The sequence below is a fragment of the Streptomyces sp. NPDC046862 genome (assembly GCF_040704615.1).
Taxonomy (GTDB): domain Bacteria; phylum Actinomycetota; class Actinomycetes; order Streptomycetales; family Streptomycetaceae; genus Streptomyces.
On the sequence record NZ_JBEYXP010000030.1, the window covers coordinates 87,122 to 109,812 of the forward strand.

Here is a 22,691-nt window from a genome sequence, read left to right on the forward strand (position 1 = left end):
GTCCCGACGGTCGCATCGCGCTCACGCCGCGCTATAGGAAGTTTCGGCACTATCGTGGGCCGCGTGAGTTCCCTCGTCGTGCCGCCCGCCCTGCTGCGTTGGGTGGCCGGGGTGGACGTGGCCGAGGCGTCCGGTTCGGCGGCGGTCGACGTGCCCGACCACGCCACGACACTTCTCCTGCGCATCGAGGAGCGGGAGTTGATCGTCATGGGCCCGCGCACCCGGGCCGCGTACCACGTCGGCGCGCCCGGCCGCTCGTGCCTGCGGGTTCGCATGCGGCCCGGCCGTGTCCCCGCTCTGCTGGGCCGTCCGCTGCGTGGTCTCGCCGACCGGGTCCTGCCGCTCGGCGCGCTGCCGGGCCTGGACGTCGACCGGCTCGCCGCCGACCCGATCGCCGCTCTCGAAACGGCCCTGGCCGACCGCCCCGAGCCTCCGGAGCGGCTCGACGAGGCGGCACGCCTCCTGGCCGGCACCACGGTCGCCGCGACCGCGGCCCGGTTGCATCTGAGTGAGCGCCGGCTGCACACCCTGTTCACCGACGCGACCGGCTTGTCCCCCAAGCTTTTCGCGCGCATCGATCGCGTTCGCACCGTGCTGGCGGCGGGCTCCGGCCGGTGGTCGGACATCGCGGCGACGGCGGGTTACTTCGATCAGTCCCATATGACGGCCGAGTTCCGCCAGTTCATGGGTGTCCCGCCGGCCACGTTCACCGCGGGGCGGCGTCCCGCCCCGACTCCCTGCACCGCCTGAGGTCCACGAGCGGGGGACAAACAGCCGCCGCCGGCCCACCGGCCGGGGCGAGCGCGAGGCGGTGTGGGTGCGGCCGTGGACCGAGGCGGCGCCGCTGGTGGGTCGACCCCGAGGTGCGCGGGAGAGGCCGAGGTGGCGCGGTGAGCGCCGCGAGGCCCGGGTCACTCCTGCGTAACGCCCATTGACCTGCGGAGTCCCGCGTTCCACTATCGCCGCATGCATCTTCGGGTCACGTTCGTCGCCGCCGCGCGCAGCGCCTCTCTGCTCGCGGAACGCTTCGGGGACGACCGGCCGCTGGACCAGGCGGGCTGGCACGAGGTGCAGCGCGCCGCCCACGCCCTCATACCGCTGGCCGCGGCCGAGCTGCGCTACTGCTCGCCCACGCCGCGCAGTCGGGCCACCGGTGAGGCCCTCGGCTTCGCGCCGCTGGCCCAGCCCGCGCTGCGGGACTGCGACATGGGCCGGTGGCGCGGCTTCACGCTCGGCGAGGCGATGGCCCGGGAGCCCGAGGCGGTCGACGCGTGGCTCGCCGATCCGCGCGCGACGCCGCACGGAGGGGAGTCCCTTCACTCCTTCATCACCCGTGTCGGCGGGTGGCTCGACACACGTCCCGGCGACGACGGCGGTCGCATCGTCGCCGTGGCCGAACCCTCGGTCGTCCGGGCCGCACTCGTCTACGCGCTCAAGGCCTCGCCGTCGACCTACTGGAACATCGACGTCCGCCCCCTGTCGACGGCCACCATCGCAGGCCACTCCGGCCGCTGGCACCTCCGCCTGGACGGAACGACGGCGCGGGACTAGTTGTATTGACCCGCGCCATTCCCGTCGCGGTGTGGACGGTCATTGCCGGACAGGTCCTACGCGTCCGGGGCGCGCGTGTAGTCGGTCGTCAGCAGCAGGTCCTTGGCCGGGCCGCGCACCCGCCACACCGTGCGCCAGTGGTCCGCGTCGTACGCCGTGAACTCGCCCCGGTAGAGGTCCGCCGAACAGGGATGGTCGGCCACCCAGTGGCCCGTGGTGAGGTCCAGGTCGTGGAACGGGCGGCCGTCCGCGAACCGTACGTCGGCGGTGCCGGGAGCGTCGTCCGGCAGGAAGCGCAGCGTCCGCTCCGCGGGTCGGGGGACGCCCTGCCAGGTGAAGGTGCCGGACTCGTGGTGCAGGAGGCCGCCGCCGTCCAGCGGGCTGAAAACGGTGGTGCCTTCGAAACGGCCCTCGCGGCCCTCGTCACCGCCGGCGAAGTCCCGCGCCGTGCGGTGTACGTGCCACCGCCCCGCGAGGTACGCCAGAACGTCCGGCACCGGCAGACACTCGCCCATCCGTGCCCTCACTTCCCTCACTTCCGACACTTTCGCTGCTGCGTGACCCATTGACGTGTACCGGTCCCCTCCCTATCTTGCCGTTCGAAGTGCTGATCAGTGTCCGATATTTCGAACATCGAACGACTGCTGTCAACGACTCCTATTGCTGAGCCGCGGAGCATTCCATGTCACACAGCACCACCCGCAATCGCTGGAGACTTGCCCTCGGGGCAAGCGCTTTCCTGCTGGCGGCCGCCGTCATCCCGGCCCCCGCCCACGCCGAGGACGTCACCGACTACGCGATCACCGTCGACCCCACCGCCAAGGGCGCGAAGATCGACGACACGATGTACGGCGTCTTCTTCGAGGACATCAACCGGGCCGCGGACGGCGGCCTGTACGCCGAGCTCGTGCAGAACCGGTCCTTCGAGTACTCCACCGCCGACAACAACTCGTACACGCCCCTCACCTCCTGGGCGGTGGACGGCAGCGCGCAGGTCGTGAACGACGACGGACGACTCAACGCGCGCAACCGCAACTACCTCTCCCTGGGCGCCGGTTCGGCCGTGACGAACGCCGGCTACAACACCGGCGTCCACGTCGAGGAGGGCAAGAAGTACGACTTCTCGGTGTGGGCACGGGCCGAGAGCGGCACCACTCTGACCGTCACCCTCAAGGACGCCGACGGCACCCTGGCGAGCGCCCGCCAGGTGGCCGTGAAGGGCGGCTGGGCCAAGTACACCGCCACCTTCACGGCGACCCGCACCAGTTCGGTCGGGCGTCTGAGCGTGGCCTCCTCGGGCGCGGCCGCCCTCGACATGGTGTCCCTGTTCCCGCGCGACACCTACAAGCACCAGTCCAACGGCCTGCGCAAGGACCTCGCCGAGAAGGTCGCCGCCCTGCACCCGGGTTTCGTGCGCTTCCCCGGCGGTTGCCTGGTCAACACCGGTTCCATGGAGGACTACAGCGAGGCGTCCGGCTGGCAGCGCAAGCGCTCCTACCAGTGGAAGGACACCATCGGTCCGGTCGAGCAGCGCGCCACCAACTCCAACTTCTGGGGCTACAACCAGAGTTACGGCCTCGGCTACTACGAGTACTTCCGCCTCTCGGAGGACATCGGCGCCATGCCGCTGCCCGTCGTCCCCGCCCTCGTCACCGGCTGCGGCCAGAACAAGGCGGTCGACGACGACGCGCTGCTCAAGCGGCACATCCAGGACACGCTCGACCTCATCGAGTTCGCCAACGGACCGGTGACGTCGACGTGGGGCAAGAAGCGCGCGCAGATGGGCCACCCCAAGCCCTTCCACCTCACCCACATCGAGGTCGGCAACGAGGAGAACCTGCCGAACGAGTTCTTCGCCCGCTTCCAGCAGTTCCGCGCCGCCATCGAGGCCAAGTACCCGTACGTGACGGTGATCTCCAACTCCGGCCCCGACGACTCCGGTTCGACCTTCGACACGGCCTGGAAGCTGAACCGGGACGCCAAGGTCGACATGGTCGACGAGCACTACTACAACAGCCCGCAGTGGTTCCTGCAGAACAACGACCGCTACGACTCCTACGACCGCGGCGGCCCGAAGGTCTTCCTCGGTGAGTACGCCTCCCAGGGCAACACCTTCAACAACGGCCTCGCCGAAGCCGCGTACATGACCGGCCTGGAGCGCAACGCGGACGTCGTCAAACTCGCCTCGTACGCACCGCTGTTCGCGAACGAGGACTACGTGCAGTGGCGCCCGGACCTGGTCTGGTTCAACAACCACGCCTCCTGGAACTCGGCCAACTACGAGGTCCAGAAGCTCTTCATGACCAACGTCGGCGACCGCGTGGTCCCGTCGACCGCGACCGGCACGCCCTCCACGACCGCCCCGATCTCGGGCGCCGTCGGGCTGTCGACGTGGGCGACCACGGCCGCGTACGACGACGTCGAGGTCACGAGCGCGGACGGGCAGACCCTGCTCAGCGACGACTTCAGCGGTGACGCCTCGAAGTGGAACCACACCGGCGGCGGCAGCTGGAGCATCCAGGACGGTCAGTACGTCCAGACCGACGTGGCCGCCGAGAACACCATGGTCTCGGCCGGGGACGCCTCCTGGCACGACTACGACCTGAAGGTGAAGGCCACCAAGAAGTCCGGCAAGGAGGGCTTCCTGGTCGCCTTCGGCGTCAAGGACACCGGCAACTACTACTGGTGGAACCTCGGCGGCTGGAACAACACCACGTCCGCGGTCGAGCAGGCCGTGGGTGGCGGCAAGTCGTCGCTGATCTCCAAGCCGGGGACCATCGAGACGGGCCGTACGTACGACATCGAGGTCAAGGTGCGGGGCCGTCAGGTGACGCTCTACCTCGACGGCCAGGAGTGGGGCAGCTTCCAGGACGACAAGCCGGCCGAACCCTTCCGGCAGGTGGTGACGAAGGACGCCAGGACCGGTGACCTGATCGTCAAGGTCGTCAACGCCCAGTCGTCGGACGCCCGTACGGCCGTCGACCTCGGCGGCGCGAAGGTCCGCTCGACGGCCCGGGTGACCACGCTGAAGGCCGCCCCGGACGCGGTGAACACCGAGAAGGAGACGCCGGTCGCGCCGGTCACGTCCACGTTCACCGGAGTGGCCGACACGTTCACGTACACCTTCCCGGCCAACTCCGTGACGTTCCTGAGGATCAAGCAGAAGTAGAGCAGAAGTAGAGCAGAAGGGGAGCAGAAGGGGAGTGGAAGGGGAGCGGAAAGAGAACGGTCCGTGATCCCGCGGGCGGCTCAGGCGCCGAAGTACGCCTGGGCCGCCCTCACTCCCTCCGCCAGCGCGTCCACTTCCTCCGGAGTGTTGTAGACGTAGAACGTCGCCCGGGTGGTCGCCGGGACCCCGAAGCGGCGCACGATCGGGCGGGCGCAGTGGTGGCCGACGCGGACGGCGACGCCGCGGTCGTCCAGGACCTGGCCCACGTCGTGCGGGTGGATGCCGTCCACGGTGAAGGACACCGCCGAGCCGCGGTCCGTGACGTCACGGGGGCCGACGATCCCTACGCCAGGGATCTCCTGGAGCAGCGTGAGCGCGCGGGCGGTCAACTCGTCCTCGTACGACGCCACTTCGTCCATGCCCAGCGCCTGGAGGTAGTCCACGGCCGCGGCCAGGCCCACTGCCTGCGGTGCCATCGGTACGCCCGCCTCGAAGCGCTGCGGTGGCGGCAGGAACGTCGCGCGGTCCATCTCCACGATCTCGATCATCGAGCCGCCCGTGAGGAACGGCGGGAGGTCTTCCAGCAGTTCGCGTCGGCCCCAGAGCACGCCGATGCCGTTCGGGCCCAGCATCTTGTGCGCGGAGAAGACCAGGAAGTCCGCGCCCAGTTCGACCACGTCTACCGGCCGGTGGGGCACGGACTGGGCGCCGTCCACCACGACCAGGGCGCCCACGGCGTGCGCGCGGTCGGCGAGGTCGCGCACCGGATTGAGCGTGCCGAGCACGTTGGACTGGTGGGTGACGGCCACGATCTTGGTGCGCTCGTCGAGGAGTTCGTCCGCGCGGGTGAGGTCCAGGCGGCCGTCGTCGGTGAGCCCGAACCAGTCGAGCGTGGCGCCCGTGCGTGCCGCGAGCTGCTGCCAGGGCACCAGGTTCGCGTGGTGCTCCATCTCCGTCACCACGATCCGGTCACCGGGGCCGAGCCGTCGCCCGTTGCCCAGCCCGTACACGACGAGGTTCACGCCCTCCGTCGCGCTCTTGGTGAACACGATCTCGTCCTCGGCCGCCCCGACGAACCGGGCCACGGTACGGCGCGCGTCCTCGTACGCCTCCGTGGCCTCACCGGCCAGTTGGTGGGCGCCGCGGTGCACGGCCGCGTTGTGCGTGAGGTAGAAGTCCCGCTCGGCGTCGAGGACCTGGAGCGGTTTCTGGGTGGTCGCGCCGGAGTCCAGGTAGACGAGCCGGGCGCCGCTCCCGACCGTACGGTCCAGGATCGGGAAGTCCTTGCGCAGCGCGTGCACATCGAAGGGCACGACGGTCACCTCTCACTTCATCTCACGCCATCACGATCGATTCTCCGTGAGAAACGCTAGGCATCCTCACGGAGAATCGCAAGCATTGGCATGAGAACCTCGGCTCGCTAGCATGGCGTCGTGGATCACGAGGCCCCCCACTACCTGCACCAGCTCCAGGTCCCCGGCGAGGAGCGCTACCTGTCGTTGGCCCTGGTCAACACGCTCTTTTCGGTGAGCCACGGCCCGGTCGACCTGCTCGACGACGCCGAGGCCGCGCACCTGTGGCTCGTACGGCACGCGCTGCTGCCGGACCGGGCGGCGCTGAACGGGAGGCAGTTCGGGCGGCTACTGGCGCTGCGGGAGTCGCTGCGCTCGCTGTTCGCGGCGCGGGCGAGCCGTGCCGAGCCCGCGGAGGAACCCCTCGCCACGCTCAACTCCGCGCTGGCGGCCGCCCCTTCGACGCCGCGGCTTGCCTGGACCGCCGACGGCCCGCACCGCGCCCACGAGCCTGACACCGGCAACCCGGCCGGTGCCGCGCTCTCCCTCCTCGCCGAGGACGCCACGGACCTGCTCACCGGCTCCGAGGCCGACCAGCTCACGGAGTGCACCGCCCAGGGCTGCGCCCGCTGGTTCCTGCGCTCCCACGCGGCCCGCCGCTGGTGCACCACCAAGTGCGGCAACCGGGTACGGGCGGCGCGGGCGTACGCGGCACGCAAGGGAAAGTAGATGTCCCCTATGCGCGTCATCGCCGGCCAGCCCGCCACCTGCCCGGCCAGGGCGGGGGCATGTGCCTTTGGAGTGCCCGTGGAGTGGCCGTGGAGGGCCCGTGCACGGAGCGGCCCGGCCGGTGTGCCTATGCTGACGCGCATGCAGTCCTACACGATCGGCCAGGCGGCGCGGCTGCTCGGGGTGAGCCCGGACACCGCGCGGCGCTGGGCGGACGCGGGGCGGGTGGCGACCCGTCGCGACGAGACCGGGCGACGGCTCATCGACGGGAAGGACCTCGCCGCGTTCTCCGTGGAACTGGCAGGCTCCGGCGGGGCCGACGAGGAGGTCTCGTACACCTCGGTCCGCAACGCCTTCCCCGGCATCGTCACCGCCGTGAAGCTCGGTGACGTCGCGGCCCAGGTGGAGATCCAGGCGGGCCCGCACCGGCTGGTCTCGCTGCTGACCCGGGAGGCCGTGGAGGAACTGGGCCTGGAGGTCGGCATGGAGGCCACCGCGCGGGTGAAGTCGACGAACGTGCACATCGACCGCTCCTGAGCGGTGGAGGCGGGTGGCCGCTACGGGGCGTCCCTCGCGCTGATCACGTCCACGCCGGGTAACCACCGTCCACGCGAATCGCGTTGATGCCGCTGATGTGCCGGGCTCCGCAGCGGTCCTGGGGCAGGACGAGCTGGGGTCCGGCGCGGTCGAGCGGGGTGTCGTCGATGCTGACGGCGAGCAGGACCGGCGCGCGGCCGAAGTCCGGGTCGATCTCGGCCCACGAGAGCAGGGCGTGGTGGCCGTCCGCGCCCGTCACCGCGATCAGGAAGCGGAGGCGGTCCTTGCGCCGGGCGGGGTCGAAGCCCGGGCCGGCGTCGGACAGCACGTCGTGCAGGAGCGGTCCGCGGAAGCGGTGGTGCTGGGTGCCGCTGGTGGCGCACTCGAAGCTGACCCGCTCCTGGTGCTGGGGCCAGGCGAGCAGGTCGGACACGGTCAGCCGGGCCGGGCGCGCGAGGTCTCCGGTCAGGGCGAGCTCCGCCACCTGATCGGCCACCGGCTCCGCCAGGGACTGGCTCATGGGCCACCACCTCCCGAAGGACGGTACCCGGCCGACGCCGCGGTGCAAACGCACCTGCGTATGCTGGTCGGCCGAGAGTATGGCTCATGCGAAGCGACAGGGTACTTACACCTCGCATATGCGCCAGTATGATCAGTGCGAGGACAGCGGCTGCCAACGTGGTCGTCGGAGGCCTTCAGCGAAGACGTTCAGCAAAGGAAGTGGACCCGTGATGACCCGTTCCGCGCGCCGGACCCGCCGGACCCGCCGGATGCTGCAGGTGGCCGGCGCGGGCGCCGCCGCGCTGCTGGCCCTGAGCGCCTGCTCTTCGTCCGACTCGGACTCGGGCTCGGACTCCGCGAAGACGGGCTCCTCGGACTCCTCTTCGCCGAAGCTGTCCGGCGAGGTGACCGTCTTCGCCGCGGCCTCGCTGAAGGAGAGCTTCACGACGCTGGGCAAGGAGTTCGAGAAGGCCCACCCGGGCACGAAGGTCACCTTCAGCTTCGGCGGCAGCGACGCGCTGGCCGCGAGCATCACGGGTGGCGCGCCGGCCGACGTGTTCGCGTCCGCCAGCCCCAAGACGATGAAGATCGTCACGGACGCGGGGGACGCCTCCGGCGCGCCCGCCACCTTCGTCCGCAACCAGCTGGAGATCGCCACCCTGCCGGGCAACCCGCACAAGGTCTCCTCGCTCAAGGACCTCACCAACTCGGACCTGAAGGTCGTGCTGTGCGACAAGGCGGTGCCGTGCGGTGCCGCCGCCCAGAAGGCCCTGGACGCGAGCAAGTTGAAGCTCACCCCCGTCTCCTACGAGGAGGACGTCAAGGCCGCCCTGAACAAGGTGGTGCTGAAGGAGGCCGACGCGGCGGTCGTCTACAAGACCGATGTGAAGGCGGCGGGTGACAAGGTGGAGGGCGTGGAGTTCCCCGAATCGGCCGACGCCATCAACGACTACCCGATAGCCCAGCTCAAGGACTCGAAGAACGCCGAGGCCGCCAAGGCGTTCATCGCGCTCGTGCGGTCCGCCGACGGCCAGAAGGTCCTGACCGGGGCCGGGTTCCTCAAGCCGTGACCTCCCCGAGCGGCCGGTCCGGCGCCGCGACTCCGTCCGGCACGTCCGGCGTCCCGGCCGACACCCTCCGGGGCGGGCCGCGGCGCCGGCGCGTCCGGACGAGCGGCGGTCGGGGTGTGCCGCTCGCCCTGCTCGTGCCCGCGCTGATCGGTCTGGCGTTCCTGCTCGTGCCCCTGATCGCCCTGCTCGTACGGACTCCCTGGCGCAGCCTGCCCGAGCAGCTGAGCAGCGCCGAGGTGTGGCAGGCGCTCCAGCTGTCCCTGATCTGCGCCACGGCGGCCACCGCCGTGAGCCTCGTCATCGGTGTGCCGCTGGCCTGGCTGCTGGCCCGGGTCGAGTTCCCGGGCCGAGGCGTCGTACGAGCCCTCGTCACACTGCCGCTGGTGCTGCCGCCGGTCGTGGGCGGTGTGGCGCTGTTGATGGCGCTGGGCCGCAACGGTGTCGTCGGACGGTGGCTGGACTCCTGGTTCGGGATCACCCTGCCGTTCACGACCGCCGGTGTCGTGATCGCGGAGGCGTTCGTGGCGATGCCGTTCCTCGTCATCAGCGTGGAGGGCACACTGCGGGCCGCCGATCCGCGCTACGAGGAGGCCGCCACCACGCTGGGCGCCTCCCGCTTCACCGCGTTCCGCCGGGTCACCCTGCCGCTGATCGCACCCGGGATCGCCGCGGGCGCGGTGCTCGCCTGGGCGCGTGCGCTCGGCGAGTTCGGCGCGACGATCACCTTCGCGGGCAACTTCCCCGGCCGGACGCAGACGATGCCGCTGGCCGTGTACCTCGCCCTGCAGAACGATCCGGCCGCCGCGATCTCCCTCAGCCTCGTGCTCCTCGCCGTGTCCGTCGCCGTCCTCGCGGGACTGCGTGACCGATGGATGACCGCCACATGACCGATACCGAGAAGGCCGGACGCGAGGCCGTGGCCGCCCCCGGCCCGGCTGCCGACGGGCTGGACGCCCGGCTCGTCGTCGACCGCGGCGGCTTCCACCTCGACGTGGCGCTGACCGCCGCGCCCGGGGACGTGGTCGCGCTGCTCGGCCCGAACGGCGCGGGCAAGACCACCGCCCTGCGCGCCCTCGCCGGGCTCACCCCGCTCACCGGAGGCCATCTCCGGCTGGACGGCGCGGAGCTGGACCGTACACCGCCCGAGTCCCGCCCGGTCGGTGTCGTGTTCCAGGACTACCTGTTGTTCCCGCACCTCACGGCCCTGGACAACGTGGCCTTCGGCCCGCGCTGCCACGGCGCCACCAAGGCGGAGGCCCGTGCGCAGGCCGCTGCCTGGCTGGAGCGCATGGGTCTCGCGGACCACGCGGGCGTCAGGCCCCGCCGGCTCTCCGGCGGCCAGGCCCAGCGCGTCGCCCTCGCCCGGGCCCTCGCCACCCGTCCTCGGCTGCTGCTGCTCGACGAACCCCTCGCCGCCCTCGACGCCCGTACCCGCCTGGAGGTGCGTGCCCAGCTCCGGCGCCACCTCGCCGCTTTCGAGGCCGTCGCCGTCCTCGTCACGCACGACCCGCTGGACGCCATGGTGCTCGCCGACCGCCTCGTCGTCATCGAGGACGGCCGCGTGGTGCAGGAGGGCACACCGTCGGACATCGCGCGCCGTCCGCGCACCGACTACATCGCCCACCTGGTGGGGCTGAACCTCTACAAGGGGCACGCCGAGGGCCACACGGTGCGCCTGGACATCGGCATGGAAAGCGATCTGGCCACCGACCTGGCCACCGACCTGTCCACCGGCCCGGACGCCGCCGACCTGGACGCCGGTCCCGCGATCACGACCACGGAGGACCTCTCCGGCCCGGTCTTCGTGGCGTTCCCACCGAGCGCCGTGACGCTGTACGCGCAGAAGCCCACCGGCTCAAGCGCCCGCAACCTGTGGCGTTGCGAGGTGGCCGGCCTGGAGACCCACGGAGACCAGATCCGCGTGGACCTCACCGGTGGACTCCGTCTCGCCGCCGACCTCACCACGGTCGCCGCGGCCGAACTCGGCCTCCACCCGGGCGCACCGGTCTGGGCGACCGTCAAGGCGACGCAGACGCACGCGTACCCCGCCTGACGCGACGCGCCGCCGGAGCCCTGGCAGACTACGGCGAGGTAGGCAAAAGAGGACTAACCCTTACCGACCCACCCATCCTCTGCGAGGCGAGCGAGGCGAGGCGCACCATGAGCCTGTCCATCCGCAACCAGCTGCCGGGCACGGTCACCGCCATCACGCCCGGCGAGGCCATGGCCACCGTCAGGGTCCGGCTCGACGGCGGCCAGGAGATCACCGCGGCCATCACGCGCGAAGCGGTCGGGGAGCTCGGGCTCGCCGAGGGTTCCGCAGTCCAGGCCCTGGTCAAGGCCACGGAGGTCTCGCTGGCCACCGGTGCGGTGGACGGCCTGTCCATCCGCAACCGGCTGCCCGGCACGGTGAGCGGTATCGCCACCGGTGGCGCCATGGCCACCGTCAAGGTCGCCGTCGAGGGCGGCGAACTCACCGCCGCGATCACCGCGGACGCGGTCGCCGATCTGGGCCTCGCGGACGGCTCCTCCGTCACCGCGTTGATCAAGTCCACCGAGGTCTCCCTCGCCGCAGGGTGAGCCACCCGGCCCCGCCACCACGAGCCCGCGATCACACCCGCCCAGGATTGCATAAACGTGCAGCGAAACGTATAGTCATGCCATCCAAGAGGAGGGTTCCATGGCGGTACGTGCAGCGGTGGCGGGAGCGAGCGGTTACGCGGGCGGGGAACTGCTGCGTCTGCTCCTGGCACACCCCGAGGTCGAGATCGGCGCCCTGACCGGCAACTCCAACGCGGGCCAGCGCCTCGGCGCGCTGCAGCCGCACCTGCTGCCCCTGGCCGACCGCGTCCTTGAGGGGACCACGGCCGAGGTCCTCGCCGGGCACGACGTCGTTTTTCTCGCCCTTCCTCACGGGCAGTCCGCCGCCGTCGCCGAGCAGCTCGGCCCGGACGTCCTCGTGATCGACATGGGCGCCGACTTCCGGCTGAAGGACGCCGGGGACTGGGAGAAGTTCTACGGCTCCGCGCACGCCGGGACCTGGCCCTACGGCCTCCCCGAACTGCCGGGTGCCCACGCCGCGCTGGAGGGGTCCAAGCGCATCGCGGTACCCGGCTGCTACCCGACGGCCGCCTCGCTGGCGCTCTTCCCGGCGTACGCGGCCGGGCTCGCCGAGGCCGAGGCCGTGATCGTCGCCGCGTCCGGCACGTCCGGCGCGGGCAAGGCGCCCAAGCCCCATCTGCTGGGCAGCGAGGTCATGGGCTCCATGTCCCCGTACGGCGTCGGCGGCCTCCACCGGCACACCCCCGAGATGATCCAGAACTTCAGCGCGGCGGCGGGGGAGCGGGTGTCCGTCTCCTTCACGCCCACCCTCGCGCCGATGCCCCGCGGCATCCTCGCCACGTGCACCGCGAAGGCCCGCGGCGGGGTGACCGGGGAGTCGCTCCGCGCCGCGTACGAGAAGGCGTTCGCCGACGAGCCGTTCGTCCACCTCCTCCCCGAGGGGCAGTGGCCCGCCACGGCGTCCGTCTACGGATCCAACGCCGTCCAGGTGCAGGTCGCGTACGACGAGAGCGCGGGCCGGATCATCGCGATCAGCGCCATCGACAACCTGACCAAGGGCACCGCGGGCGGTGCCGTCCAGAGCATGAACATCGCCCTGGGGCTCGACGAGACCACGGGCCTTTCGACGATCGGAGTCGCACCGTGAGCGTGACGGCAGCCAAGGGATTCACGGCGGCGGGCATCGCCGCCGGAATCAAGGAGAACGGCAACCCGGACCTGGCCCTCGTGGTCAACGAAGGGCCTCGCCGCGCCGCCGCGGGCGTCTTCACCTCCAACCGGGTGAAGGCCGCGCCGGTGCTGTGGTCCGAGCAGGTACTGAAGAGCGGCCAGGTCTCCGCCGTCGTCCTCAACTCCGGCGGCGCCAACGCCTGTACGGGACCCAAGGGCTTCCAGGACACGCACGCCACCGCCGAGAAGGTCGCCGAGGTCCTCGACCGCGGCGCCATCGAGGTCGCCGTCTGCTCGACCGGCCTCATCGGCGTCCTCCTGCCGATGGACAAACTGCTCCCGGGAGTCGAGGAGGCCGCCGCCCAGCTCTCCGAGCACGGTGGCGAGAAGGCCGCCATCGCCATCAAGACCACCGACACCGTCCACAAGACGTCCGTGGTGACCAAGGACGGCTGGACCGTCGGCGGCATGGCCAAGGGCGCGGGCATGCTCGCCCCCGGCCTCGCCACCATGCTCGTCGTCCTCACCACCGACGCCGACCTCGACAGCGACGCCCTGGACAAGGCGCTGCGCGCCGCGACCAGGGTCACCTTCGACCGCGTCGACTCCGACGGCTGCATGTCCACCAACGACACCGTGCTGCTGCTCGCCTCGGGGGCCTCCGAAGTCACCCCGGAGTACGGGGAGTTCGCCGAGGCCGTACGACAGGTCTGCGACGACCTCGGCCAGCAGCTGATCCGCGACGCCGAGGGCGCGAGCAAGGACATCAAGATCGAGGTCGTGGGCGCCGCGACCGAGGACGACGCCGTCGAGGTGGGCCGCTCCATCGCCCGCAACAACCTCCTCAAGTGCGCCCTCCACGGCGAGGACCCCAACTGGGGCCGTGTGCTCTCCGCGATCGGCACCACGAGCGCCGCCTTCGAGCCCGACCGGCTCAACGTCGCCATCAACGGCGTCTGGGTCTGCAAGAACGGCGGCGTCGGTGAGGACCGCGACAAGGTCGACATGCGCTACCGCGAGGTGCACATCGTCGCCGACCTCGCGGCCGGTTCCGAGACCGCCACCATCTGGACCAACGACCTCACCGCCGACTACGTCCACGAGAACAGCGCCTATTCCTCATGAGCAACGCACCCGCGCGGAAGCACACCGCCCTTCCCAAGGCACAGATCCTCATCGAGGCGCTGCCCTGGCTGGTCCGGCACAACGGCAAGACCGTCGTCATCAAGTTCGGCGGCAACGCCATGATCGACGAGGACCTGAAGGCGGCGTTCGCCCAGGACGTCGTGTTCCTGCACCACGCCGGCCTCAAGCCCGTCGTCGTGCACGGCGGCGGCCCCCAGATCAGCGCCGCCCTCGACAAGCACGGCATCGTCAGCGAGTTCAAGGCCGGCCTGCGCGTCACCACCGAGGACGCCATGGACGTCGTACGGATGGTGCTGGCCGGACAGGTCCAGCGCGAGCTGGTCGGGCTGCTCAACCAGCACGGGCCGCTCGCCGTCGGCCTCACCGGCGAGGACGCGCACACCATCACCGCCACCCGGCACCAGCCCGAGATCGACGGCGAACTGGTCGACATCGGACGGGTCGGCGAGATCACCGCCATCGACACGGGCGCGATCGAGGCGCTGCTCGCCGACGGCCGTATCCCGGTCGTCTCCTCGATCGCCCGCTCCGAGGACGACGGACATGTCTACAACGTCAATGCTGATACGGCGGCTGCGGCACTCGCTGCTGCTCTGGGCGCCGAAACCCTCATGGTCCTCACGGACGTCGAGGGCCTCTACGAGGACTGGCCCAACTCCGACGAGGTGATCAGCCGCCTCACCGCTTCCCAACTGGAGAAGCTGCTGCCGGAGTTGAGCTCCGGCATGGTCCCGAAGATGGAGGGCTGCCTGCACGCCGTACGGGGCGGCGTCACCAACGCCCGCGTCATCGACGGCCGGGTCCAGCACTCGATCCTGCTGGAGATCTTCACCGACGAGGGCATCGGCACGATGGTCGTGCCCGACGCCGAAGAGGGGGATGCCGAATGACCGCCAACTCAAGCAGCGCCGCCAACTCCACGAACGCCGCCAACTCCGCCAACGAGGAGCTCACCCAGCGGTGGCAGGGCGCGCTCATGAACAACTACGGCACCCCGAGGCTCCCGCTCGTCCGCGGTGAGGGCACCAGACTGTGGGACGCCGACGGCAAGGAGTACCTCGACTTCGTCGGCGGCATCGCGGTCAACGCGCTCGGCCACGCCCATCCCGCGATCGTCGAGGCCGTGAGCAGGCAGATCGCCTCCCTCGGCCACGTCTCCAACCTGTTCGTCGCCGAGCCGCCCGTCGCGCTCGCCGAGCGGCTGCTCCAGCTCTTCGGCCGCGACGGCAAGGTCTACTTCTGCAACTCCGGCGCCGAGGCCAACGAGGGCGCCTTCAAGATCGGCCGGCTGACCGGGCGCACCCACATGGTCGCCACCCAGGGCGGCTTCCACGGCCGCACCATGGGCGCCCTCGCGCTCACCGGCCAGCCCGGCAAGCAGGAGCCGTTCCTGCCGCTGCCCGGCGATGTCACCCACGTCCCGTACGGCGACGCGCAGGCCCTGGCCGCCGCGGTCACCGAGGAGACGGCCCTCGTGATCATCGAGCCCCTCCAGGGCGAGAACGGCGTGGTCGTGCCGCCCCCGGGCTACCTCAAGGCCGCCCGCGCGATCACCGCGGCCACCGGTTCACTGCTCGTCCTCGACGAGGTGCAGACCGGTGTGGGCCGTACCGGCAACTGGTTCGAGTACCAGGCCCACGAGGGCGTCCTGCCCGACGTCGTCACCCTCGCCAAGGGGCTCGGCGGCGGGCTGCCGCTGGGCGCCACCGTCGCCTTCGGCCGGGCCGCCGAACTGCTCCAGCCCGGCCACCACGGGACCACGTTCGGCGGGAACCCCGTCGCGTGCGCCGCCGGACTCGCCGTACTGGAGACCATCCAGGCCGAGGGACTGCTGGAGAACGTCAAGCGGCAGGGTGAGAAGCTGCGCGGCGGGGTCGAGGCACTGGGACACCCAATGATCGACTATGTCCGTGGTGCGGGCCTTCTGCTGGGTATCGTGCTCACGGAGCCGCTCGCGCCCCAGGTGCAGCAGGCGGCTCAGGACGCCGGTCTCCTGGTGAACGCGCCCGCCCCCGATGTCGTACGGCTCATGCCGCCACTGACCATCGGCGGGTCAGAGGTGGACGCGTTCCTCCAGGCGCTGCCCGGCGTCCTCGACGCAGCGCACGAGACCAGTGAGGCCGGACGACCCGGAGAATGAGACGACGATGAGCCAGGCGCAGGACCACGAGAACGCCGCAGGGCCTGCCGTTCCGCAGACCCGCACCGCCCGCCACCGCCGGATCGTGGACATCCTCAACAGGCAACCGGTGCGCTCCCAGAGCCAGTTGGCGAAGCTCCTCTCCGACGACGGGCTGAGCGTCACCCAGGCGACGCTCTCCCGGGACCTGGACGAGCTGAACGCGGTGAAGATCCGCAACACCGACGGCGACCTCATCTACGCGGTGCCGAGCGAGGGCGGTTTCCGCACCCCGCGCGCACCGCTCGGAGGGTCGGCGAAGGAGGAGCGGATGCGGCGACTGTCGCAGGAGCTGCTGATCTCCGCGGAGGCCTCCGCCAACCTCGTGGTCCTGCGCACCCCGCCGGGTGCCGCACAGTTCCTCGCCTCGGCCATCGACCAGGCCGAACTGCACGACATCCTCGGCACGATCGCCGGCGACGACACACTGCTGCTGATCAGCCGTGACCCGACCGGGGGACAGGCGCTCGCCGATCACCTGCTCCGGCTGGCCCAGAACAACCACTGAGCGGGTCGGCCGCCGGTACCAACGAGGGCGGGGCGTACCGGAGTTCCGGTACGCCCCGCCCTCGCATGGGGGAACTTGCGTGGGGGTCTTCAGTTGGGCCCCGCGTGGGGGAGCGGGGACTCGGGGCGGAGGGTGGGGCCTCAGCCCAGGCGAGCGGCGAGCCCTCCGGTGCAGCGGACCTCGTCGCCGGCCGTGATGAGCAGGGCCTCGGTGTCCGGCAGGTCCTCCAGCCAGCTCAGCGCGTCCCGCGAGCCCATCGCGAACGCGGCCGTGGCCCAGGCGTCGGCCCAGGTCAGCTTGGGGGCCACCACGGTCACGGCGACCAGGTCGGTGACGGCCGACTTGCCGGTGCGCGGGTCCACGATGTGCGTGCCGCGCTCGGCGGTGCCGGAGGTCGCGACGGCCAGTTGCGCGGTGCCCGCGGCGGAGACCACGGCGGCCAGCCCCCCGGGGCGCAGCGGGTCGGACACACCCACCCGCCAGGGCCGCTGCGGGCCGGGCACCCCGCACAGCTGCACGTCACCGCCGCCGTTCACGCTGACCCCGGAGGCGCCCGCCGCGACCAGGTGGAGGGCGGCCCGCTCGGTGGCCCAGCCCTTCACGATGCCCGTCGGGTCGAAGGTCCCCTGGAAGGTGGCGCTGAACCAGCCGTCGCTGAGCCGCTCGGCCTCGGAGCACAGCGAGAGGATCTGGGCGACCTCCGGATCGCACTCCTCGATCGTCAGCTCGCCGCGGGCCAGCCGCGAGATCTGGCTGTTGTCGCGGTAGGTGCTGAACACCTCGTTGACCCGGTGGAGTCCGGCCACGGCCTCCACCAGTGCCTTCTTCATCGCGGCGGTCTCGCCGCCGCGCACGTCGAAGGAGAAGACCGTGCCCATCACCTCCTCGACGTGGCGCAGTTGGGGCGGCGCCGGCGCCTCGGAGGGGTCAGGCATTGTCCAGGGCGGACTGGAGGGACTCCTTGTAGCCCGCGCTCGTGTAGGTGGCACCGGAGACGGCATCAATGTCGGCACTCCCTGCTGCGACGGCTTCCTGGTTGAGCTTCGGTATGGCGTTGCCGCTGACCTGGGTGGAGCGTCCGCCCATCGGCATCTGGACGGCCTCGGCCTTGGTGATCCTGCCGCCGCTGAGGGTGACACGGACCTGGACCGGCCCGTACTGCGTCTTGACGACCTCACCCTGCAGCGTCTCGCCCTTGGCCTGCGCGCTCCCCGACCCGGCGGCGGAACCGGACCCGGCCCCCGCCCCCGCCTCGGCGGAGCCCGACTCCTGCTCGGTGCCCGCCTCCTGGCCGGCGGACTCCTGCGCCCCCGAACCCTGCGCGCTCTTGACCTTGTCCAGGGCGGACTGCAACGACTTCTTGTAGCCGGCGCTGGTGTACGTGGCACCGGAGACCGCGTCGATGTCGGCGCTGCCCGCGGTCACCGCCGCCTGGTTCAGCTTCGGAACCGAGTTGCCGCTGATCTGGTCGGAGCGGCCGCCCTCCGGTTTCTGGACGGCCTCGGCCTTGGTGATCTTGCCGCCGCTGACGGTGATGCGGACCTGGACCGGCCCGTACTGCGTCTTCTCGACGTCACCGGTGACGGTCTGGGCCTGGGCGCTGCCCGCACCCGACCCCGAGCCCTGCCCGCTGCCGGCCTTGTCGAGGGCGGACTGCAGGGACTTCTTGTAGCCGGCGCTGGTGTAGGTGGCACCGGAGACGGCGTCGATGTCGGCGTTGCCCGCGGTGACGGCCGCCTGGTTGAGCTTGGGGATGGCGTCGCCGCTGATCTGGTCGGAGCGGCCGCCCTCCGGTTTCTGGACGGCCTCGGCCTTGGTGATCTTGCCGCCGCTGACGGTGATACGAACCTGGACCGGCCCGTACTCCGTCTGCTCGACGGCACCCGTCATCGTGCCGTCGGCGACGGCCTGGGCGCCCGCCTGCCCCTGCGGTGCGACCGACTGGCCCTCCGCGGCCGCCGGGTCCGACGACGGCTTCAGCGTCAGCAGCAGCACGATGCCGGACACGGTGGCGGCACTGGCGAGCAGGACACGCCGAATGGGATGGCTCTTCTTCATAGCTCCTGAGCTCCTGGCTCCGATAGGTCGCGTAGGTCCCGTGATCCGTGGATCCCCGTCGCTCACATCTCGAACGACTCGTGATGGATGCGGCGGGTGGGAACACCCGCACCGCGCAGTGCTTCGTACACCTGCTGTGCGAACCCGGGCGGCCCGCACATGAAGACGTCGTGCTCCTCGATGTCGGGGATCTTGCGGCGCAGCGTGTCCGGCGAGATGTCGGGGCGCTCACCCTCGGGACTGTTCACCGCGTACATCAGCCGGGCCCCGCGCTCCTCGGCGATCGACGCCAGCTCGTCCCACAGCGCCAGGTCCTGGGTGCTGTTGGCCCGGTACAGCAGCGTCAGGTCGCCGGCCGCGCCCGGCAGTGTCTCGAACAGCGCCCGCATCGGAGTGATGCCCACGCCGCCGGCCACCAGCAGCACCTTGCCGCTTCTGCGCCTGCTGGCCGTCATCGCCCCGTAGGGGCCCTCGGCCCACACCCGGACACCGGGCTGCAGCTCGCGCAGCGCCGAGCTGTGGTCGCCGGCCGCCTTCACCGTGATGCGCAGCATGTTGGGGCGGGGCGCCGCCGACAGCGAGTACGGGTGCGAGCTGAACCGCATGCCCGGCGCGAGGAAACGCCAGCGGAAGAACTGCCCGGCCTCCGCGCCCATCCGGTGCAGCTTCCGCCCGCTCATCAGCACCGAGACGACCCCCGGCGCCTCCTCGATGACGGCCTCGACACGCAGCCGGTGCCGCATGTTCAGCCGGATCGGCGTGAGGATCCGGTACCACACCACCAGCGCCGTCACCGTCCCGTACAGCGCGTACCAGACGGTCTTCGCGATGGGCTCCACCACGAACTCGTTGCCCGTGGACAGCTGGTGCCAGAACGTCAGGAACGTCGCCACGTACGTCAGCAGGTGGACGTGGTACCAGAGGTCGTACGGGATCCTCTTGCGTACCGGCCCCATCGAGATCAGCCCGATGAACACCAGGACACCGGTGCCGATCGCGGCCTTGCCCATGTCCGGCAGCTGGTTGATCGAGTCGATCGTCTGCTGCACGATGTCGGCGAAGGTGAGGCCGGCCTGGAGGGCGTACCCGTACATCGTCAGCACGACGTGCGCGACGACCAAGGAGATCGTGTACCGCCCGCTCATCGCGTGCCAGCGCGCCACCCGGTCCGAGCCGACCCGGCGCTCCAGCGCGGGCACCCGGGCCATCTGCAGTACGACCAGCGCCATCAGGTACCCGGCGAGCAGCCCCGTGATCCGGCCCGCGGCCAGCCACTTGCTGGCGGTGTCGGCGAGGGACGGCGTGTTGTTCCACCACAGCCAGATCACCCCGGCCGCACCCGCGAAGACGACGAGCAACAGCGGGACGGCGGGGGAGCGTCGGGGTCGAATACGGCGCATCGTCTGGCGCCGCGCGGCGCGGCCGCCTGCGATCGTGGTGGTCACGGTTCCTCCGTGGTGGCGTGCAAGGGATGGGGCGTGTCCCTTGGCCCTGAGATACGTGCCGCGACCGCCGAGTGTTCAGAGGCCCGCTTGGTCAAGCGCGGATTGAAGTGACTGGCGGTAACCCTCACTCGTGTAAGTGGCTCCGGAGACCGTGTCGACGTCGGCGCTCTGCGCGGTCAGCGACTCGCTCCTCAGCCTCGGGATCGCGTAGCCGTTGATCTGCTGGTCCCTGGGGTTTTCCTGGGGGTACGTCACCGCGGTGGCGTCGGTGATCCTGCCGTTCTTCACCGTGACGCGGACCTGCACGGGCCCGTACCGGGTCTGCGCCGCCTCCCCGGTGACGGTGCGCGTGCCGGTGGCCGATCCGCCGGCCGCGCTGCCGGACGGGGCGGGCGAGGCGACGGAGCCGGTCGACGGGGCCGACGAGGCGATGGCCGGTGCCGTGTGCGGCTTCAGCGACAGCAGCAGCACCATCCCGGACACGGTGGCGGCGCTCGTCAGCACGACGCGGCGCAGCGGACGGTTCTTCTTCAGGGCGTGCACGACGGCCTCACAGTTCGAACGACTCGTGGTGGATACGGCGGTCCGGCACGCCGGCGGCGCGCAGCGTCTCGTACACCTCCCGGGCGAACCCGTGCGGCCCGCACAGGTACACATCGCGCTCGGGGAGGTCGGGCACGGCCGCCCGCAGGGACGCCGGCGTCAGGTCCGGGCGCTGCCCCCGCGGACCGTTGAGCGCGTAGAGCACACGAGCCCCGCGCCAGTCGGCGATCGCCTCCAGCTCGGCGCCCAGGGCGAGATCCTCGACCGTGCGCGCCCGGTACAGGAGCGTGACGTCACCGGGCAGCGTCTCGAACAGCGCGCGCAGCGGAGTGATGCCGACGCCACCCGCGATCAGCAACGCCCCGGACGCGGTGCGCCGCTCCGCGGTCAGCGACCCGTAGGGACCCTCCGCCCACACCCGGGTGCCCGGCCGCAGCAGCGAGACGGCCGCGCTGTGGTCGCCGAGCGCCTTGACCGTGATGCGCATCCGGTCCCACCGGGGCGCCGCCGACAACGAGTACGGCGTGGACGTCCAGCGCAGCCCCTCCGCCAGGAACCGCCAGCGGAAGAACTGCCCCGGCAGCACCCCCAGTTCGTGCAGGCGCCGACCGCGCACCACGACCGACCACACGCCGGGCGTCTCCCGCTCCACGGACTCCACGCGCAGCCGGTGCCGCACATTGAGCCGCACCGGCGCCAGCACACGGAACCACACCACCAGGGCCGCCGCGCCCAGGTAGAGGGCGTACCAGGCGAGTTGGGCCACCTGGTTCCCGGTGAACTCCGCGCCCAGGGCGAGCTGGTGGCCGAAGGCGAGGAAGACCGCGGCGTACGTCAGCAGGTGCACGTGGTACCAGAACTCGTGGCCGACCCGGCGCCGCACGGCGCGCACCGAGGTGATCCCCACGGCGAACAGGATCACCGTGCCCGCGGTGGCCTTGAGCATCTCCGGGTAGTCCAGGACCACCGTGACCGTCTCACGCAGGACCGAGGAGCCGTCCTGCGCGGCGTACCCGGTGAGGATCAGCACGACGTGGGCGACCAGCAGGCAGATCGTGTACCGGCCCGCCATGGCGTGCCAGCGCGTCACCCGGTCCGAGCCGATCCGGCGCTCCAGCAGCGGGACCCGTGCCATCAGCCCTACGAGGACGGCACACGCGTACCCGCACAGCAGCCCCGCGATCCGGCCCGCCCCGGTCAGCCAGTCCGCCGCACCCACCACCGAGCGGGTGTCGTGCCACCACAGGGCGACCACCGCCGCGGCACCGGCCCACAGCAGGGCCAGCACAGGACGAGCGGGAGAGGTACGGGCCGACGGCGCGGGGGCGTGCCGCACCGTGGTCGTGGACGCAGTCATGGCAGGCACTGTGCCGCCCCGACCTCTGAGCGGGCTCTGAGCGGGCGCCCTCCATGGCCCACTCAGAGGAAACTCAGAGCCTCCGGCGTCACCGGACACCCCCGGACGGGGTGATCCTGGAAGTGCCATGAACAGATCCCGCTCCGGTCGCCCCGTCCTCACCCGCCCCGACGGCACCGCCGTCCGGGTCCTCGTCGTCGACGACGATCCGGACCTGGCGGAGGTGCTCTCGGGCGCCCTGCGCTACGAGGGCTGGGAGGTGCGGACGGCGGGGGACGGCGCGTCGGCCCTCACCGAGGCGCGCGACCTGCTGCCCGACGCCGTGGTCCTCGACGTCATGCTCCCGGACACCGACGGCTTCGCCGTGCTGCGCGACCTGCACGGTGTGCGGCAGGACGTCTGCGTCCTGTTCCTGACCGCCCGGGACGCCGTCGAGGACCGTATCGCGGGCATCACCGCGGGCGGCGACGACTATGTGACCAAGCCCTTCAGCCTGGAGGAGGTCGTCGCCCGGCTGCGCGGACTGCTGCGTCGCGCGGGCATGGCCAAGCAGCTGGAGGAGGGTCCCCGCCTGGTCGTCGGCGACCTCGCCATGGACGAGGAGGCCCGCGAGGTGACCCGGGCCGACGAACTGATCGAGCTGTCCCCCACCGAGTTCGAGCTGCTGCGCTTCCTGATGCGCAACCCGCGGCGGGTGCTCAGCAAGGCGCAGATCCTCGACCGGGTCTGGTCGTACGACTTCGGCGGTCAGGCCCACGTCGTGGAGCTGTACATCTCCTACCTGCGCAAGAAGGTGGACGCGGGACGGGAACCCATGATCCACACCGTGCGGGGCGCCGGGTACGTCCTCAAACCGGTGGTCCGGTGAAGCGGG

23 protein-coding genes are annotated in these 22,691 nt (G+C 71.2%); 15 read left to right on the top strand and 8 right to left on the bottom strand.

Annotation, left to right across the window (positions count from 1 at the left end; translation table 11 throughout):
- The first annotated feature begins 63 nt into the window (after positions 1-63).
- Positions 64-750, top strand: coding sequence for an AraC family transcriptional regulator (locus tag AB0959_RS29970; protein ID WP_366829749.1), 687 nt, complete (start codon positions 64-66; stop codon positions 748-750).
- A gap of 216 nt (positions 751-966) precedes the next feature.
- Positions 967-1,551, top strand: coding sequence for a histidine phosphatase family protein (locus tag AB0959_RS29975; protein ID WP_366829750.1), 585 nt, complete (start codon positions 967-969; stop codon positions 1,549-1,551).
- Between the two features lie 56 nt (positions 1,552-1,607).
- Here the strand turns inward: AB0959_RS29975 and AB0959_RS29980 are convergent, their stop codons facing one another.
- The gene (locus tag AB0959_RS29980; protein WP_366829807.1) at positions 1,608-2,066 is read right to left on the bottom strand and encodes a DUF6314 family protein; all 459 of its coding nucleotides are present in this window, start codon (positions 2,064-2,066) and stop codon (positions 1,608-1,610) included.
- 167 nt (positions 2,067-2,233) lie between these two features.
- Here AB0959_RS29980 and AB0959_RS29985 point away from each other — a divergent pair, with 167 nt between their 5' ends.
- On the top strand, positions 2,234-4,720 hold the full coding sequence (locus AB0959_RS29985; RefSeq protein ID WP_366829751.1) for an alpha-L-arabinofuranosidase C-terminal domain-containing protein: 2,487 nt from the start codon (positions 2,234-2,236) through the stop codon (positions 4,718-4,720).
- 80 nt (positions 4,721-4,800) lie between these two features.
- Here the strand turns inward: AB0959_RS29985 and AB0959_RS29990 are convergent, their stop codons facing one another.
- Complete coding sequence (locus AB0959_RS29990) at positions 4,801-6,033, bottom strand: cysteine desulfurase (protein WP_366829809.1); 1,233 nt, start codon at positions 6,031-6,033, stop codon at positions 4,801-4,803.
- Positions 6,034-6,153: 120 nt separating this feature from the next.
- Here AB0959_RS29990 and AB0959_RS29995 point away from each other — a divergent pair, with 120 nt between their 5' ends.
- Both AB0959_RS29995 and AB0959_RS30000 read left to right on the top strand, forming a co-directional pair.
- Entirely contained in the window at positions 6,154-6,741 is a 588-nt protein-coding gene (locus AB0959_RS29995) for an ABATE domain-containing protein (protein ID WP_366829752.1), read from the top strand.
- A gap of 141 nt (positions 6,742-6,882) precedes the next feature.
- Positions 6,883-7,278 carry a helix-turn-helix transcriptional regulator gene (locus tag AB0959_RS30000; RefSeq protein ID WP_366829753.1) on the top strand — a complete coding sequence of 132 codons (396 nt, stop codon included), beginning with the start codon at positions 6,883-6,885 and terminating at the stop codon, positions 7,276-7,278.
- A 43-nt stretch (positions 7,279-7,321) separates the two neighbouring features.
- Here the strand turns inward: AB0959_RS30000 and AB0959_RS30005 are convergent, their stop codons facing one another.
- Positions 7,322-7,798 carry a molybdopterin-dependent oxidoreductase gene (locus AB0959_RS30005; RefSeq protein WP_366829755.1) on the bottom strand — a complete coding sequence of 159 codons (477 nt, stop codon included), beginning with the start codon at positions 7,796-7,798 and terminating at the stop codon, positions 7,322-7,324.
- Positions 7,799-8,009: 211 nt separating this feature from the next.
- Here AB0959_RS30005 and modA point away from each other — a divergent pair, with 211 nt between their 5' ends.
- The 9 genes from modA to AB0959_RS30050 all read left to right on the top strand — a co-directional run bounded on the left by modA (position 8,010) and on the right by AB0959_RS30050 (position 16,414).
- A complete protein-coding gene (gene modA, locus AB0959_RS30010; RefSeq protein ID WP_366829756.1) occupies positions 8,010-8,849 on the top strand; it encodes a molybdate ABC transporter substrate-binding protein in 840 nt (279 codons plus the stop codon).
- A complete protein-coding gene (gene modB / locus AB0959_RS30015) occupies positions 8,846-9,736 on the top strand; it encodes a molybdate ABC transporter permease subunit (RefSeq protein WP_366829757.1) in 891 nt (296 codons plus the stop codon). Before modA ends, modB begins: the two co-directional genes overlap by 4 nt.
- Positions 9,733-10,902: an ABC transporter ATP-binding protein gene (locus AB0959_RS30020; protein WP_366829758.1), complete on the top strand. Its 1,170-nt coding sequence runs from the start codon at positions 9,733-9,735 to the stop codon at positions 10,900-10,902. Before modB ends, AB0959_RS30020 begins: the two co-directional genes overlap by 4 nt.
- A 107-nt stretch (positions 10,903-11,009) precedes the next feature.
- Positions 11,010-11,429 (top strand): TOBE domain-containing protein, encoded by a 420-nt coding sequence (locus AB0959_RS30025; protein WP_366829759.1) that lies wholly within the window; start codon positions 11,010-11,012, stop codon positions 11,427-11,429.
- A gap of 100 nt (positions 11,430-11,529) precedes the next feature.
- Complete coding sequence (argC, locus tag AB0959_RS30030) at positions 11,530-12,558, top strand: N-acetyl-gamma-glutamyl-phosphate reductase (protein WP_366829760.1); 1,029 nt, start codon at positions 11,530-11,532, stop codon at positions 12,556-12,558.
- Complete coding sequence (argJ, locus tag AB0959_RS30035) at positions 12,555-13,706, top strand: bifunctional glutamate N-acetyltransferase/amino-acid acetyltransferase ArgJ (protein WP_366829761.1); 1,152 nt, start codon at positions 12,555-12,557, stop codon at positions 13,704-13,706. The genes argC and argJ overlap by 4 nt, the downstream gene beginning before the upstream one ends.
- The gene (argB, locus tag AB0959_RS30040) at positions 13,703-14,617 is read left to right on the top strand and encodes an acetylglutamate kinase (RefSeq protein WP_366829762.1); all 915 of its coding nucleotides are present in this window, start codon (positions 13,703-13,705) and stop codon (positions 14,615-14,617) included. Before argJ ends, argB begins: the two co-directional genes overlap by 4 nt.
- Positions 14,614-15,867 carry an acetylornithine transaminase gene (locus AB0959_RS30045; RefSeq protein ID WP_366829763.1) on the top strand — a complete coding sequence of 418 codons (1,254 nt, stop codon included), beginning with the start codon at positions 14,614-14,616 and terminating at the stop codon, positions 15,865-15,867. Before argB ends, AB0959_RS30045 begins: the two co-directional genes overlap by 4 nt.
- Positions 15,868-15,874: 7 nt before the next feature.
- Positions 15,875-16,414 (top strand): arginine repressor, encoded by a 540-nt coding sequence (locus AB0959_RS30050; protein WP_366829764.1) that lies wholly within the window; start codon positions 15,875-15,877, stop codon positions 16,412-16,414.
- Positions 16,415-16,554: 140 nt separating this feature from the next.
- Here the strand turns inward: AB0959_RS30050 and AB0959_RS30055 are convergent, their stop codons facing one another.
- From AB0959_RS30055 to AB0959_RS30075, 5 genes are all read right to left on the bottom strand, one after another.
- On the bottom strand, positions 16,555-17,349 hold the full coding sequence (locus AB0959_RS30055) for an FAD:protein FMN transferase (protein WP_366829765.1): 795 nt from the start codon (positions 17,347-17,349) through the stop codon (positions 16,555-16,557).
- A complete protein-coding gene (locus tag AB0959_RS30060; RefSeq protein ID WP_366829766.1) occupies positions 17,342-18,472 on the bottom strand; it encodes an FMN-binding protein in 1,131 nt (376 codons plus the stop codon). The genes AB0959_RS30055 and AB0959_RS30060 overlap by 8 nt, the downstream gene beginning before the upstream one ends.
- A gap of 62 nt (positions 18,473-18,534) precedes the next feature.
- Complete coding sequence (locus tag AB0959_RS30065; protein ID WP_366829767.1) at positions 18,535-19,917, bottom strand: ferredoxin reductase family protein; 1,383 nt, start codon at positions 19,915-19,917, stop codon at positions 18,535-18,537.
- Positions 19,918-19,992: 75 nt separating this feature from the next.
- On the bottom strand, positions 19,993-20,460 hold the full coding sequence (locus tag AB0959_RS30070) for an FMN-binding protein (protein ID WP_366829768.1): 468 nt from the start codon (positions 20,458-20,460) through the stop codon (positions 19,993-19,995).
- Positions 20,461-20,467: 7 nt separating this feature from the next.
- Positions 20,468-21,817, bottom strand: a complete 1,350-nt coding sequence (locus AB0959_RS30075; protein ID WP_366829770.1) for a ferredoxin reductase family protein — start codon at positions 21,815-21,817, stop codon at positions 20,468-20,470.
- A 127-nt stretch (positions 21,818-21,944) separates the two neighbouring features.
- On the opposite strand from AB0959_RS30075, the gene AB0959_RS30080 reads away from it, so the two are divergent.
- A complete protein-coding gene (locus AB0959_RS30080) occupies positions 21,945-22,685 on the top strand; it encodes a response regulator transcription factor (RefSeq protein WP_366829771.1) in 741 nt (246 codons plus the stop codon).
- The last annotated feature ends 6 nt before the right edge of the window (positions 22,686-22,691 follow it).

Bases quoted from the DNA above. Each gene is read 5' to 3' on its own strand.
- AB0959_RS29975 (WP_366829750.1), top strand. From the start codon at position 967: ATGCATCTTCGGGTCACGTTCGTCGCCGCCGCGCGCAGCGCCTCTCTG.
- AB0959_RS30050 (WP_366829764.1), top strand. From the start codon at position 15,875: ATGAGCCAGGCGCAGGACCACGAGAACGCCGCAGGGCCTGCCGTTCCG.
- AB0959_RS29985 (WP_366829751.1), top strand. From the start codon at position 2,234: ATGTCACACAGCACCACCCGCAATCGCTGGAGACTTGCCCTCGGGGCA.
- AB0959_RS30005 (WP_366829755.1), bottom strand. From the start codon at position 7,798: ATGAGCCAGTCCCTGGCGGAGCCGGTGGCCGATCAGGTGGCGGAGCTC.
- argB (WP_366829762.1), top strand. From the start codon at position 13,703: ATGAGCAACGCACCCGCGCGGAAGCACACCGCCCTTCCCAAGGCACAG.
- AB0959_RS30075 (WP_366829770.1), bottom strand. From the start codon at position 21,817: ATGACTGCGTCCACGACCACGGTGCGGCACGCCCCCGCGCCGTCGGCC.
- AB0959_RS30055 (WP_366829765.1), bottom strand. From the start codon at position 17,349: ATGCCTGACCCCTCCGAGGCGCCGGCGCCGCCCCAACTGCGCCACGTC.
- AB0959_RS30080 (WP_366829771.1), top strand. From the start codon at position 21,945: ATGAACAGATCCCGCTCCGGTCGCCCCGTCCTCACCCGCCCCGACGGC.
- AB0959_RS30000 (WP_366829753.1), top strand. From the start codon at position 6,883: ATGCAGTCCTACACGATCGGCCAGGCGGCGCGGCTGCTCGGGGTGAGC.
- AB0959_RS30020 (WP_366829758.1), top strand. From the start codon at position 9,733: ATGACCGATACCGAGAAGGCCGGACGCGAGGCCGTGGCCGCCCCCGGC.
- AB0959_RS30045 (WP_366829763.1), top strand. From the start codon at position 14,614: ATGACCGCCAACTCAAGCAGCGCCGCCAACTCCACGAACGCCGCCAAC.
- AB0959_RS30060 (WP_366829766.1), bottom strand. From the start codon at position 18,472: ATGAAGAAGAGCCATCCCATTCGGCGTGTCCTGCTCGCCAGTGCCGCC.
- AB0959_RS29980 (WP_366829807.1), bottom strand. From the start codon at position 2,066: ATGGGCGAGTGTCTGCCGGTGCCGGACGTTCTGGCGTACCTCGCGGGG.
- AB0959_RS30025 (WP_366829759.1), top strand. From the start codon at position 11,010: ATGAGCCTGTCCATCCGCAACCAGCTGCCGGGCACGGTCACCGCCATC.
- argC (WP_366829760.1), top strand. From the start codon at position 11,530: ATGGCGGTACGTGCAGCGGTGGCGGGAGCGAGCGGTTACGCGGGCGGG.
- modA (WP_366829756.1), top strand. From the start codon at position 8,010: ATGACCCGTTCCGCGCGCCGGACCCGCCGGACCCGCCGGATGCTGCAG.